Below are 12,983 nucleotides of genomic sequence, written 5' to 3' on the forward strand. Positions count from 1 at the left end.
TCGATTTTGCATCCGGGGCCGCGTCCCCCTATGCTTGCGTGTCGGTAGTGATGGGGGTCGGCCGCAGGGTCGCCCGCGAGCTCCCGGCCCCATCGTTTAGTGGCCTAGGACACCGCCCTTTCACGGCGGCAGCACGGGTTCGAATCCCGTTGGGGTCACGGGTGGGTCCAGTACTACCGGCAAGTGCACCGGCTCGAGAGGGTCGGGGCGTGACAATTCAACAGCCTCGAAGGCAGTATGCTGGTCTTCGCAACGAGGCCCTGTAGCGCAGTTGGTTAGCGTGCCGCCCTGTCACGGCGGAGGTCGCGGGTTCAAGTCCCGTCAGGGTCGCAAAGGGGCCCTTCCGAGAGGAAGGGCCTTTTTCAGGAGATCACCTCTCCGGCGGCGTCTCGCCGCAACGGCTCTGTAGCTCAGTTGGTAGAGCGCACGACTGAAAATCGTGAGGTCACGGGATCGACGCCCGTCGGAGCCACGGGAACCCTCGCCTAGCTTCTACATGGCGGGGGTTTCTTCGTATCCGGATGTGCCCGCGTGTCGGCATCTCCGCGCGCGGAGGCGCCGCCGCCGCTCCTCCTTCGATCGTGACCCGCGCGAACCGCGGCCGCGGTTCCGTCTCGTCTACCGACTCCGGCCGTGCGACATCCGTCCCACCACCGTCCAAGCCGTCGCCGTGGGCTATCGAGTCGGTCTCGACGCCTCCGTGCGAGCAGCCCGGATCCTCTGGAGACTGTGAGGAGTCCTCCACCGAAGCGGACGCGATCGCCTCGCCCCGCCGAGCTTCTCCCGAGCTTCTCCCGAGCGGGGTCTCTTCGTATCCGGAGGCCTTCGCGGGAAGATCGCCGTTCTCCGAGAGTGCGCTCCGGCCGCCGGGCGGGACCTCTTCTCGACCGCAGCACGACCGGGCGTGCGCCGGACGGCGTCCAGGCGGCCTGCGTAGGCTGGCCCAGTCATGGAACCCGCCGCTTTCCCGCCGCCCGATCCCGCGACACTCGCGCCCGACTCCGCGCCGCCGCCGGCATCGTCCGCGCCGGACGCTCTGCGGTTCGCGCCACCGACGGGAGCGCCGTTCGACGCGGCGGACACCGGCCGGCCCGTCGGCGAAATGCCGCCCGCCGAGCCGCGACCCTCCATCGAGGCGCCCTACTCCTCCCTCCTCTACCTGCCCGACCCGCGGGTGCGCTGGGGCCTGCCGACCGCCGTGCTCACGATCGTCGGGATCGTCCTGCCGTTGGCCGTCCTCATCCTGCTCTTCGGATTCGGCGTGCTCCCCTACTCCCCCGTGTTCGCTGTCGCGGGAGCGCTCGCGAGCTACCTCGTCGCGATGATCGTGCCGTTCGCCGCGTCGCGACTGCGCGGGCTGGGCACGATGGCGGCCGACTTCGGTCTGCGCTTCCGCTGGGTCGATGTGCCGATCGGGATCGGGCTCGGCTTGGGCGTGCGCTTCGTGATCCTGGTGGTGCTCGCCGCCTTCGCTCCCTTCCTCCAGGACGCGCAGGGAAACCTCGACATCGACCCCGACCCGCTGTGGTTCGTGCTGAGCTCGGTCCTGATCCCGGTCGTCGTCGCGCCGGTGGTCGAGGAGGTCCTCTGCCGCGGCGTCGTGATGCGGGCGGTGCGCAACCGGATGCTGCGCGGTAGCGCCCGGTCGGCGCGGCCCTCCCGGGGGCTCCGGGTGTGGGCGATGGTGTTCAGCATCGTCGCGTCGACCGCGGTCTTCGCTCTGCTGCACGGGCACCAGATGATGAACCCGGCGACGGTCGTGACGCTCGGCGTGACGACGGTCGTCGCGGGGCTCGCTCACGGCTGGATCGCGACGCTCACCGGGCGTCTCGGCGCGGCGATCGTCTCGCACGCGACGCTGAACGGCTCCGCGGTGCTGCTGCTGGCGCTGCTGCCACTGCTGACCCCTTAGGCCGCGCCCGCCTCACACGTCGTAGGTGCGCGCCCCCGGCAACTCGCCGCGGACCTGGCGGTGCAGGCGCTCCATGTCGGCGTCGAGGGTGGCGGCCGTGCGCGCCGCGCCGGCGAGACCGTCGAGCAGCTCCTGCGGCACCTGCCGGTCGTACTTGTAGTAGATCTTGTGCTCCAGGCTCGCCCAGAAGTCCATGGCGATCGTGCGGAACTGCACCTCAACGCAGACGTCCACCGATCCGCCCGAGAGGAACACCGGCACCTCCACGATCGCGTGCAGGCTCTTATAGCCGTTCTCCTTCGGCTCGGCGATGTAGTCCTTCACGTCGAGCACCGTCACATCGGACTGCGAGGTGAGCAGGTCGAAGACGCGGTAGACGTCGGAGACGAAGCTGCACGTGATGCGCACGCCCGCGATGTCGGTGATCGCGCCGGCGATCCCCTCGAAAGTCGTCTCGCAGCCCTTGCGCTCGATCTTCTCGATCAGGCTGTCGGCCGACTTCAGCCGACTCGTGACGTGCTCGATCGGGTTGTACTCCTGCAACTCGCGGAACTCCTCCTGCAGGATCGACACCTTCGTGACGATCTCGTCCATCCCGAACTTGTACTGGAGCATGAACCGCGCGAAATCGTCCCGCAGGGCGCGGATCTCGGCGACGGTGCTGGCGTCCAGCGCCTCCGCGACGGCGTCCGTCAGCGCAGGGACGGCAGTCGCGGGGTCGGGGATGGGGGATTCCACAGTCGGACACCCTACGCGCGGACACATTCGGACCCGATGGGAAGCGCCCGGCCTAGCCTGGGAGGGTGATCACCGAGCCCCACCCCCTCCGCTTCTGCGCATTCGTCATGAACACCGCCTCCCATATCCAGCACGGGCTCTGGCGCCACCCCGACGCGCGGCAGCACGACTTCGACGACGTGCAGCTCTGGATCGATCTTGCCCGGACGCTGGAACGCGGCCGGTTCGACGCGATGTTCTTCGCCGACGTCGCCGGGCTCTACGGTCCGGCCGACGGCGACTGGGACATCAACGCCCGCGAGGGGTTGCAGCTGCCCAGCAACGATCCGTCGGTGCTGCTCTCGGCCCTGGCGGTGAGCACCGAGCACCTGGGCTTCGCCTTCACGAGCTCGGTGCTGCAAGCGCATCCGTTCGACTTCGCCCGCAAGGTCTCGACGCTCGACCACCTCTCGAAGGGTCGGATCGGCTGGAACATCGTCACCAGCGCGCTGGACGGCGCGGCCCGCAACTTCGGCTACGACCGCCTCGAGGAGCACGACGAACGGTACGCCTGGGCACAGGAGTACCTCGACGTGGTCTACAAGCTGTGGGAGGGCTCCTGGGATGACGGTGCGCTCCTGCGCGACAAGAGCGGCTCCTTCGCCGATCCGGAGCGCATCCACCGCATCGACCACGTCGGGAAGCGCTACCGCGTGCAGGGGCCGCACCTCTCGGCTCCCTCGCCGCAGCGCACGCCCGTACTCTTCCAGGCCGGGTCCTCTCCCGCGGGTCGACGCTTCGCGGCGCGCAACGCCGAGGCGCAGTTCGTCTTCTCGGGGTCACCGGAGAAGACCCGCGAGCTGATCGAGGACACGCGCTCCCTGGCCGTGGCGGCCGGACGCGAGCGGGGCGTTCCCTCCTTCTACCTGGGCCTCTCCTTCATCACCGGCGACACGGAGGAGGAGGCCCGGCGGGCCGAGCGCGAGATCGACGAGTACCTCTCCTCCGACGCGTTCCTGGTGCACTCGAACCTCGGCTTCGACCCGGCGACCGGCGAGAAGCTCGACCCCGACCTGCCGCTCTCGGCGATCGAGACTTACGCCGGCCAGAGCCACCTGCAGTGGATCCGCGACGCGTCGCCCGACCGCGAGCCGACGGTGCGCGACCTGGCGCGACTCTCGGCGAAGCTCCGCGGCCGCGTGGTCGGCACACCCGAGCAGATCGCCGACCATCTGGCCGGCTGGCGGGACGCGGGGATCGATGGGATCAACGTCGTGAACTGGATCCTGCCGGGTAGCTATGAGGAGTTCGTCGACCGGGTGATGCCGGTGCTGCGCGAGCGCGGCCTCGCTCAGACGGAGTACGCAGAGGGCACCCTGCGCCGCAAGCTGTTCGGCACGGACGAGCTGCCGGCGACGCATCCGGCACGGGTATACCGCGGGGCGTTCGCGGCCTGTCGTGAGGGGGACGCGAGGGCGGGTGCGGCTCCGTAGCGTCGGAGGATGATCCAGACCTGGGGTGTCCTGACCGCACTGTACGGAGTGGTCGTGACGGCGGTCGCGATCCTGGCGATCGTGCTGCTGGTGCTGCTGTGCCGCCTCGTACTGACCGCGCGCGAGCACCTGCAGACCTCGACCCGGCTGCGCGAGCTGCAGATCGAGCAGATGCTGCTCGAGAGCGAGTAACGGGCGACACAACGTCAGCTGAGAGTGGGTCTCATCCACGATGGTGGATGACGAGGGCTCTCAGCTGACGTTGTGCGGGACGGTCAGGGCAGAGCGGGTCGCGCGTCCGGGCGCGGCGCCCGCGGGATGAGCAGACCGAGCGCGACGGCGACCGCCGCTCCGATCGCCCCGATCACGAACGTGGTCTCGAAGCCCTGCGGGCTCGGCAGCTGCACGCCGCCGACCGGAACCGTCAGCTGCGCGAGCACGCCAGCGGTCACGGCGGAGGAGAGGGTGGTGCCGAGGGTGCGCATCAGCGAGTTGAGGCCGTTCGCGGCAGCGGTTTCTGAGGCCGGGACGGCGTGCATGATCAGCGTGGGCATCGCAGCGTAGGCGAGGCCGAGACCGACGCCGATGAGGGCGTTGATCACCAGGATCTGCCAGACCTCACTGCCGAAGGGGAGGATCAGCAGGTACGAGACGGCGATCAGCGCGGAGCCGGCGATCAGCACGAGCCGCGGCCCGGACTGCGCCGAGAGGCGGGCGGCGACCGGCGAGGTCGCCATCATCGCCAGGCCGGAGGGCGCGAGCACGAGACTGGCCACGATCAGGCTCAGGCCGAAGCCGACGCCCGAGGCCGCGGGCAGCTCAAGGCGCTGCGGCAGCGTGATCTGCGCGCCGAAGAAGGCGAAGCCGACCGCCACAGAGGCGAGATTGGTGAACAGCACGGCGGGCCGGGCGGCCACCCGCAGGTCGACGAGCGGACTCTCCTGCCGCAGCTCGAACCAGCCCCAGAGGAGCAGAACGGCGATCCCGCCGAGGCCGGAGCCGAGGATCGCGGGGCTGGTCCAGCCCGCATCGTTGCCTCGGGAGACCGCGATCAGCACGCCGCTCAGCCCGATCGCGAGTCCGATCGTGCCGACCACGTCGAAGGTGCCCGGCGAACGCAGAGTCGACACGGGGACGACCAGTAACACGAGGGCGATGTCGACGACGCCAAGACCCGCGGACATCCAGAACAGCACATGCCAGTCGGTGTTCTGCGCGATGACGGCGCTGAGTGGCAGGCCGAGCGCCCCGCCGATGCCCAACGTCGCGCTGACCAGGGCGATCGCGCCGGGGAGCCGGTCGCGGTGCAGGGTGTCGCGGAGGATCGAAATGCCGAGCGGGATGACACCCGTCACGGCGCCCTGGAGGGCGCGGCCGACGACCAGCGTCCAGACATCGCCCGCGAAGGCGCAGACGACCGAGCCGATCACGAGCACGACCAGCGCGGCCACGGCCATCCGGCGCTTGCCATAGAGGTCGCCGAGGCGGCCCGAGACGGGGGTCAGGATGCAGGCGCTCAGCAGTGTCGCGGTGATCACCCACGCGGTCTCGGTGCGGTCGGCGCCGAGCAGGGTCGGCAACTCGGACTGGATCGGGACGACCAGTGTTTGCATGAAGGAGGCGCTCATGCCCGCGAAGGCGAGGACGGCGGTGATGAGGCGCGGATTCGGTGAGCGGGTCAGGGCGCGTCTGTCGGAGTCGGGCACGGCGGTCCTTCACATCGGCGGCGGACGCGCACCCGGACCGCAGCGGCGGGCGGGCCGTCGTCGGCGGGAACGTATCGCTCGGCTCAGCCTTCCTCCGGCTCGGGACACAACGTCGGTGCCGGCGTCTTTGTTCCCGCGGGCTCCTTCCGGCGCGCGCCGGGCAGGACGAGGATGGGCGGATGATCGACATCGAGAGCTGGATCGCCGGCTACGAGAAGGCCTGGGCCACGGACGACGCGGCCGACGTGGCTGCACTGTTCACGGAGGACGCCGAGTACTTCACGGCGCCGCACCGCGACGCCATCACTCCGCGCGACGCGATCGTGGAGTGGTGGCTGGCGGAGGAGGAGCCCGCCGATCCGACGTTCGCATGGGGGCTGGTCGCGCTGACGGAGGAGACCGCGGTGGTGGAGGCGCGCACGGTGTACCCGGGCGACCGGACCTACCTGACTCTGTGGGTGATCCGCTTCGCGCCGGACGGGCGCGCACGCTCGTTCACGGAATGGTTCATGGAGGAACCGGCCGAGTCCGTGTCCTGAGGGCGGGGGCGGGGGCGTCGCCGGGTGACCGTGCGATGTGCAGGACACCGTACGATTCGCAGGAGACCGTGCGATTCGCAGGAGACCGTGCGATTCGCAGGAGACCGTGCGATTCGCAGGGGACTCTCTCCGACCAGGGCGGTCATCTGCGGAGGAGAGCGCTCTCTTCGGCGGAAGTCCTGCACATCGGACCGGGTCCTGCACATCGGACGGGGGCCTGCGCATCGGACGGGGGCCTGCACATCGGACGGGGGCCTGCACATCGGACGGGTACCTGCACATCGGACGGGGGACGGCGGGGTGTACGCGGGCCGGCGGGGTGGCAGCGCCGACGGGTCAGAGCTGCGCGGCGGCGAAGGTGTCGCAGCTGGTGGCGTCGCCCTCGAAGCCCGCCTGGAACCAGCGCTGGCGCTGCTCGGCCGATCCGTGCGTCCATCCCTCCGGGTCGACGGTGCCCGTGGCCTGCTCCTGGATGCGGTCGTCGCCGACGGCAGCAGCGGCGCCCAGCGCGTCCTGGTACTCCTGCGCGGTGACCGGCCGGAGATAGGGCGTCCCGGTGTCGTCGGGCACGGTCGAGGCGTCACCGACCCACGCGCCGGCGAAGCAGTCGGCCTGCAGCTCCAGGCGCACCGAGTCCGACGCGGGGCCGGTGCCAGAGCGGTCCGCCGACTCCATCGCCCCGGTCAGGTTCTGGATGTGGTGGCCCCACTCGTGGGCGAGGATGTACATCTGCGCGAGCGATCCACCCGAGGTGTCGAACCGGGTGCGCAGCTCGTCGAAGAAGTCGGTATCGAGGTAGATCGTCTGATCCGGCGGGCAGTAGAACGGACCGACCGCGGCGCTCGCGCTCCCGCAGCCGGTGGCGGTCTGGTCCTCGAAGAGGTCGACGCCGGTCGGGGTGCGGTACGCGACTCCGAGGGCCTGGGTCGCGGTCCCCCAGTAGCGATCGAGCGATTCAGCGGCGCCCTCGAGGCGGCAGTCGACCTGGGCGTTGGCGTCGGCGCCGCTGTCGCAGGCGACTGCGGTGCTGGTGACGCCCTCGGGCGAGGAGCCGCCTCCGACAAGGCCGCCGAGGCTCGAGAGGTCGACGCCGAGCAGCTGCGACAGCAGCGCGAGCACGATGACCCCCACCGCACCTCCGCCAACCGCGACGCCGGTGGTACGGCCGCGGCGGCGGACCTTGCCGCCGCTGAGCCGGGAGTCGTCGTTGAAGGTCATGCCGTCGAAACTAGCGCCCGCCACGAGGGTCCGCTCGGGCTTGCGATCAGCCCCAGCGGGATTCGCTGGCCGAGCGGATGATCTCCAGCAGCGCCTCGCGCAGGGGGCCGTGCTCGAGGGCGCCGGGGAACATGTCGACCTCGAGGCGGTGCGCCCGGCGCCACGCCTCGCCGCCGGCGTCGGTGAGTGCGACGAGCTGGCGGCGGCGGTCGGAGGGATCCGTCGTGCGCGAGACGTGGCCCTCGCGCTCGAGCCGTTCGATGGTGCGCGACATGGTCTGCACCTCGACGTGCGCCGCAGCAGCGAGTTCCTTCTGCGCGACGGGGCCGGCCTGCAGCAGGTGCAGCACGACCAGGCCCGCGTGGGTGAGGCCGATCTCGGCGAGGGCGCCGTGCCAGGCGTGCTCGACCATCCGGGAGGCGGTGGCGAGCAGCCGGCCGGTGGGCCAGTCCTCCATTCCGGAGGCGTCGTCCGCGCGCATCTGATCAGGGTAGACCCGAGCCCGGAATGCGAGAGCGCTGTCCACCCCGCGCATCCGCATCCGGTGGTCGTTACTGTGGATCGGACCTGCACGCCCCCGTCGAAGGAGCCCCATGCCCACCACTGTGCGCGGCGTCATCGCCCGGTCGAAGGGCGCTCCCGTGGAGCTCGTCGACATCGTCGTCCCCGACCCGGGCCCGGGCGAGGCGGTCGTCGACATCGAGACCTGCGGGGTCTGCCACACCGACGTCCACTACCGGGAGGGCGGGATCAGCGACGACTTCCCGTTCCTGCTCGGACACGAGGCGGCCGGACGGGTCAGCGCGATCGGCGAGGGAGTCAGCCACGTCGCGGTCGGCGACGTCGTGGTCCTCAACTGGCGCGCGGCCTGCGGCGAGTGCCGGGCCTGCACGCGCGGCGAGCCCTGGTACTGCTTCGACACTCACAACGCGACCCAGCGGATGACCCTCACGGACGGCACCGAGCTCACCCCTGCGCTGGGGATCGGCGCGTTCGCCGAGAAGACGCTCGTGCACGCCAAGCAGTGCACGAAGGTCGACCAGGAGGCGGACCCCGCGGCGGTGGGCCTGCTCGGCTGCGGTGTCATGGCTGGCCTCGGCGCCGCAATGAACACCGGGAACGTCGGGCGCGGCGACTCCGTCGCGGTCATCGGCTGCGGCGGAGTCGGCACGGCGGCTGTCGTCGGTGCGGCCCTCGCGGGCGCCGGCACGGTCATCGCGATCGACCGCGACCCGAAGAAGCTGGCCGCTGCCCAGAGGCTCGGCGCCACCCACGTGATCGACTCGAGCGGCCTCGACGAGGCGGGCGTCGTCTCGGCGGTGCAGGCTCTCACGAACGGGTTCGGAGCGGATGTCGTGATCGACGCCGTGGGCCGCCCCGAGACCTGGCGCCAGGCGTTCTACGCCCGCGATCTCGCTGGGACCGTGGTGCTCGTCGGGGTGCCGACCCCCGAGATGATGCTCGAGATCCCCCTCCTCGACGTCTTCGGCCGCGGCGGCTCGCTGAAGTCGAGCTGGTACGGCGACTGCCTACCCGAGCGCGATTTCCCCATGCTGACCAGCCTCTACCTCCAGGGCCGCCTGCCGCTGGACGAGTTCGTGAGCGAGCGGATCGGGATCGAGGACATCGAGCGGTCTTTCGCCACGATGGCCGGCGGCGACGTGCTGCGCTCGGTGGTGGTGCTCTGATGGGCGCGCGGATCGACCGGCTGGTCACCAGCGGCACCTTCAGCCTCGACGGCGGCACCTGGGACGTCGACAACAACGTGTGGATCGTCGGGGATGACTCCGAGTGCGTGGTCATCGACGCCGCCCACGACGCGGAGGCGATCGTCGCGGCCGTCGGCGAGCGCCGCCTCCTCGCCGTGCTGCTGACCCACGGCCACGTCGACCACCTCAATGCCGTCGACGGCGTGCGGGCCGCGACCGGCGCCCCGGTGCTGCTGAACGAGGGTGACCGGATGCTCTGGGACGCCGTGCACCCCGACACCGCACCGAGCGGCGCACTGATCGACGGGCACGTGGTGACGGTCGCCGGCGTCGACCTGGAGGTGCGGCACACCCCGGGTCACACGCCCGGCGCCGTCTGCTTCGTCGCCGAGGCGCTGGGCACGGTCTTCACGGGTGACACGCTCTTCGAGGGCGGACCCGGAGCCACCGGCCGCTCGTACAGCGACTTCCCGACGATCATCGAGTCGATCACCGAGCGCCTGCTGACGCTGCCCGCCGAGACCGTCGTGCGGACCGGCCACGGCGATTCGACGACGATCGGAGCGGAGGCGCCGCACCGCGAGGAGTGGATCGCGCGCGGGCACTGACGGGCGTCCGGCGGATGTCGCGGCGGCCGGCGGCGCTCAGCGGTGCTGGTCGGACGCGCTCTCCTCGGGAGCGCGAGCGGGAGTAGGAGCGTCGGCGGGACCGACAGCCGCGCGGATCCCCCCGTCCCCGGACTCCGCGGGCGCACCGGCAGACGACTCCTCCCGAAGGTACTGCGCCGAGATTATCCGGTACGGCCGCGTGAGCAGCGCCGCGCAGGCCGCCACGATCATGATCACTCCCCCGACGAGGAACACAAGGGCGATCCCCCGGCCGACTCCGTCGCCGAGCAGCCCGCCGAACGCCGACCGTCCGGCGGGCGACTCCATATACGGGATGAGCGCGAATTCGGCGATCGGCGCGATGAGGAACGCGGTCACCGGAGCCGCGGCCGATTCGCATGCCGCGGCGAAGCCGAAGACACGCCCCTGGGTCTCGAACGGCACAACCTTCTGGATCACGGTCTGCTCGGCGGCCTCGATGGCGGGGATCAGCGTCATGTAGATCCAGATGCCGCCCGCGTAGAGCCACCACCAGTCGCGGAGCGTGAAGACCGCGCCGATCAGACCCATCGCCGCCACGAGGAGCAGCATCGTCCGGATCGGGTTCCGCCCGAGCCCGAACCGTGCGACCAGCAGTCCGCCGATGACGAATCCGGTCGCCGTCACGCCGAGCACGACTCCCCACAGCTCGACCGGGAACAACTCGAGCCCGTACGGGTCCATCAGCGCCAGGTAGACGCCGCCGATCAGGTTGTTGAATGTCGAGAAGACGATCAGCGCGAACAGGCCGGTCGCCGCCCGCACCGCGGTGATGCTGCCGCGCAGGTCGATCAGTGGCGCCCGGCCTCCCTCCGCTGCGGGCTTCTCCTCCGGGATGCGCAGGAACAGCAGGTGCACAAGGGCGGCAGCGGACGCGCCGATCGCGATCGCCATCGTCCACCCCATGCCGAGCAGGCCGATGGACAGCCCGCTGAAAACGCTCGTCACCACGAAGGCGAGGCCCTGGACGGTGCCGACCAGGCCGTTCGCGCGGGCGTGCCGCTCGACCGGCACCAGCAGCGTCACGGTCGTGGAGAGGGCGATGTTGCGCATGTTCTCGATCACGGCGCCGAAGAGGATCGTGCCCGAGAACAGCCAGAACCACGCACCGCCGAAGTCGAGCAGCGCGGCCTCGGGGAGGGCGAGATACAGGCCGCCGGAGACGCCGAACGAGACCAGCGTGACCGCTCCGGCGACCAGCATCACCCGGTACTTGCGGTGCCGGTCCACGATCGTGCCGAAGGCCATCGCGAAGATCGCGATGAGCAGCATGTAGGCGCCGCCGATGATGCCGGTCGCGAGCACGGATCGCGTCTCGAGGTACACCCAGAAGGTGAGGGCGAACCAGAGGAAGCTCGTCGTCACGTTCGCGACGGCGGTGTTGAGGAGGATCTGGTGGAAGGAGCGCAGATCCGCCGCGTTCTCGGGTGCGGGTGCGGGCATCCTCTTCCCTCCGCTCGGCAACGGTGCCGTCGACGTCTCAGCAGGACGCGAGCGCCGTCGGAGCCACTGTAGGACCGCGGCGTCGGCGCGTCGAGAGCAGGCGGCCCCCGGCCGACGGCGGCGCCCGTCTCAGGTCGCACGTTCTCCTCGATGACCGGTTCTCACGCTCGCCGTCTCGGATCTCCCGCAGTTCCTCGCCGGATCGACACCGGGCTGTGCAAGGAGTTCTACGAGCTGGCCGGCGAGGACGTCGTCTGGCGCAGGGAGTGAGCGCTGTCGCCATACAGCCGACGGATCAGAACCGGGCCGCCGATTCCGTGCAGGAGCAGGCTCCCGACGATGACGAAGCTGGTGGCCGCCAGGACGTCCAGGCCCTCCTCGGCGGAGAGCGCGTTGACCGCGATCAGAGCGAACACGATCGACGCCGCACCGCGCGGCCCGAGGAGGGCGATGATCAGGCGCTCCTTCCGCGTGGCCCTCGTCCCCAGCAGGGCGATCAGGACAGGAACGATGCGGCCGACCGTCAACGCGAAGAATGCGAGGAAAAACGCCGGCCACCAGTCCCGGTAGCCGGTGACGAGGATGATCGCGGCGATCCCGAACGTGAACCACAGCAGCAGGGTCAGGAACGAGGTCACATCCTCGACCAGCGGTATCTCCACGTGGTCGTCCCACCCGCGACCCCGGGCCAGCCGGAAAGCGATGCCGCAGACGAAGGCGGCGACGAAGCCGTTGCCGCCGACCGGGACCGCGGCGGCGAAGGTCAGCACAGGCAGCGCGAGCAGACCGATCCGGATGCTCTGACCGTCCGCCCATCCCGCTGATCGCGCGAGACGGAAAAGCCGCCCGGCGACCACGCCCAGCACGGCCCCGACGACGATGGCGACGAGGCCGGCCGGCGCCGCGGTGAGAAACGCGTCGACGGCGTCATGTCCGGGCTGGGCCGACCCGGCGGCCAGAGCGAGAGCGGCGAGGAACACCGGTGCGACGAGGCCGTCGTTGTAGCCGCTCTCGATGCTGAGCCAGCGCCGGACCCTGGCGGGGATTCGCGTATCTCGGACGATCGACAGGTCCGGTGCGAAGTCGACCGGTGTCGCGATGCAGGCGATGGCGACCACGACGGGGACCGAGAGCCCGAGGGGAAGGGCCAGACCAACGGCGAGGATGCAGGCGAGGGAGAGCGGCAATGCGATGAGCAACAGCCGCAACGGGACAGCAGTGAGCACCGCGCGAGGGGGGCCCTTGACGTCGACCGCGTCCACGAAGAGCAGGAGAGCGAGGATCACCTCGGCACCGAGAAGAGCTGCGTGCGAGTCGAGGAACAGCACGCTCTCCCCCACAACGAACCAGCCGGCGACGGCACCGAGCAGCGTCATCAGGAGAGGCCCGCTGACAGCGAGTCTCCGCAGCCTGCGGTGGGTCAACGCCCAGACGACGGTGGCTCCGGTCACGAGTAGCAAGGCAGTCACGGACCGACCGTAGTCCGCCTCACGGCACGCGCCAGCGCCGGGCCAGCAGACGCGCCACGACCACCTCCGGCTCGCAGAAACACGTCCGGCTCGCGGAAGGTGTCCACTCCCACGAGCCGAACACGTTTCC

12 protein-coding genes and 3 tRNA genes are annotated in these 12,983 nt (G+C 70.4%); 9 read left to right on the plus strand and 6 right to left on the minus strand.

The window, feature by feature from the left end; translation table 11 throughout:
* Window positions 1-85: 85 nt before the first annotated feature.
* The 4 genes from C5D07_RS01175 to C5D07_RS01190 all read left to right on the plus strand — a co-directional run bounded on the left by C5D07_RS01175 (window position 86) and on the right by C5D07_RS01190 (window position 1,912).
* Window positions 86-158 (plus strand) — tRNA-Glu (locus C5D07_RS01175).
* Between the two features lie 98 nt (window positions 159-256).
* Window positions 257-330 (plus strand) — tRNA-Asp (locus C5D07_RS01180).
* Window positions 331-399: 69 nt separating this feature from the next.
* A tRNA-Phe gene (locus C5D07_RS01185) sits at window positions 400-472 on the plus strand.
* Window positions 473-949: 477 nt separating this feature from the next.
* Window positions 950-1,912, plus strand: a complete 963-nt coding sequence (locus C5D07_RS01190) for a CPBP family glutamic-type intramembrane protease (RefSeq protein WP_068255691.1) — start codon at window positions 950-952, stop codon at window positions 1,910-1,912.
* A 12-nt stretch (window positions 1,913-1,924) separates the two neighbouring features.
* Here the strand turns inward: C5D07_RS01190 and C5D07_RS01195 are convergent, their stop codons facing one another.
* Complete coding sequence (locus C5D07_RS01195; RefSeq protein ID WP_237358285.1) at window positions 1,925-2,527, minus strand: GTP pyrophosphokinase; 603 nt, start codon at window positions 2,525-2,527, stop codon at window positions 1,925-1,927.
* A gap of 230 nt (window positions 2,528-2,757) precedes the next feature.
* Here C5D07_RS01195 and C5D07_RS01200 point away from each other — a divergent pair, with 230 nt between their 5' ends.
* Window positions 2,758-4,122 (plus strand): LLM class flavin-dependent oxidoreductase, encoded by a 1,365-nt coding sequence (locus C5D07_RS01200; protein ID WP_104258452.1) that lies wholly within the window; start codon window positions 2,758-2,760, stop codon window positions 4,120-4,122.
* 9 nt (window positions 4,123-4,131) lie between these two features.
* Window positions 4,132-4,314 (plus strand): hypothetical protein, encoded by a 183-nt coding sequence (locus C5D07_RS01205; protein WP_068255693.1) that lies wholly within the window; start codon window positions 4,132-4,134, stop codon window positions 4,312-4,314.
* Window positions 4,315-4,397: 83 nt separating this feature from the next.
* Here C5D07_RS01205 and C5D07_RS01210 read toward each other — a convergent pair whose 3' ends face one another.
* Window positions 4,398-5,828 carry an MFS transporter gene (locus tag C5D07_RS01210; RefSeq protein ID WP_237358191.1) on the minus strand — a complete coding sequence of 477 codons (1,431 nt, stop codon included), beginning with the start codon at window positions 5,826-5,828 and terminating at the stop codon, window positions 4,398-4,400.
* 179 nt (window positions 5,829-6,007) lie between these two features.
* Here C5D07_RS01210 and C5D07_RS01215 point away from each other — a divergent pair, with 179 nt between their 5' ends.
* Entirely contained in the window at window positions 6,008-6,367 is a 360-nt protein-coding gene (locus tag C5D07_RS01215; RefSeq protein WP_068255695.1) for a nuclear transport factor 2 family protein, read from the plus strand.
* Between the two features lie 336 nt (window positions 6,368-6,703).
* Here the strand turns inward: C5D07_RS01215 and ypfJ are convergent, their stop codons facing one another.
* Both ypfJ and C5D07_RS01225 read right to left on the minus strand, forming a co-directional pair.
* Window positions 6,704-7,585: a KPN_02809 family neutral zinc metallopeptidase gene (gene ypfJ, locus C5D07_RS01220; protein ID WP_068255697.1), complete on the minus strand. Its 882-nt coding sequence runs from the start codon at window positions 7,583-7,585 to the stop codon at window positions 6,704-6,706.
* Between the two features lie 46 nt (window positions 7,586-7,631).
* Window positions 7,632-8,066 (minus strand): MarR family winged helix-turn-helix transcriptional regulator, encoded by a 435-nt coding sequence (locus C5D07_RS01225; protein WP_068257680.1) that lies wholly within the window; start codon window positions 8,064-8,066, stop codon window positions 7,632-7,634.
* A 112-nt stretch (window positions 8,067-8,178) separates the two neighbouring features.
* On the opposite strand from C5D07_RS01225, the gene C5D07_RS01230 reads away from it, so the two are divergent.
* Both C5D07_RS01230 and C5D07_RS01235 read left to right on the plus strand, forming a co-directional pair.
* The gene (locus C5D07_RS01230) at window positions 8,179-9,273 is read left to right on the plus strand and encodes an S-(hydroxymethyl)mycothiol dehydrogenase (RefSeq protein WP_104258439.1); all 1,095 of its coding nucleotides are present in this window, start codon (window positions 8,179-8,181) and stop codon (window positions 9,271-9,273) included.
* A complete protein-coding gene (locus C5D07_RS01235; RefSeq protein ID WP_104258440.1) occupies window positions 9,273-9,902 on the plus strand; it encodes an MBL fold metallo-hydrolase in 630 nt (209 codons plus the stop codon). Before C5D07_RS01230 ends, C5D07_RS01235 begins: the two co-directional genes overlap by 1 nt.
* Window positions 9,903-9,938: 36 nt before the next feature.
* Here the strand turns inward: C5D07_RS01235 and C5D07_RS01240 are convergent, their stop codons facing one another.
* Both C5D07_RS01240 and C5D07_RS01245 read right to left on the minus strand, forming a co-directional pair.
* Window positions 9,939-11,384 carry an MFS transporter gene (locus C5D07_RS01240; protein ID WP_104258441.1) on the minus strand — a complete coding sequence of 482 codons (1,446 nt, stop codon included), beginning with the start codon at window positions 11,382-11,384 and terminating at the stop codon, window positions 9,939-9,941.
* Between the two features lie 227 nt (window positions 11,385-11,611).
* The gene (locus C5D07_RS01245) at window positions 11,612-12,853 is read right to left on the minus strand and encodes a cation:proton antiporter domain-containing protein (protein WP_068255703.1); all 1,242 of its coding nucleotides are present in this window, start codon (window positions 12,851-12,853) and stop codon (window positions 11,612-11,614) included.
* Window positions 12,854-12,983: the final 130 nt, after the last annotated feature.

It is taken from the genome of Rathayibacter tritici, assembly GCF_002932875.1.
GTDB lineage: Bacteria > Actinomycetota > Actinomycetes > Actinomycetales > Microbacteriaceae > Rathayibacter > Rathayibacter tritici.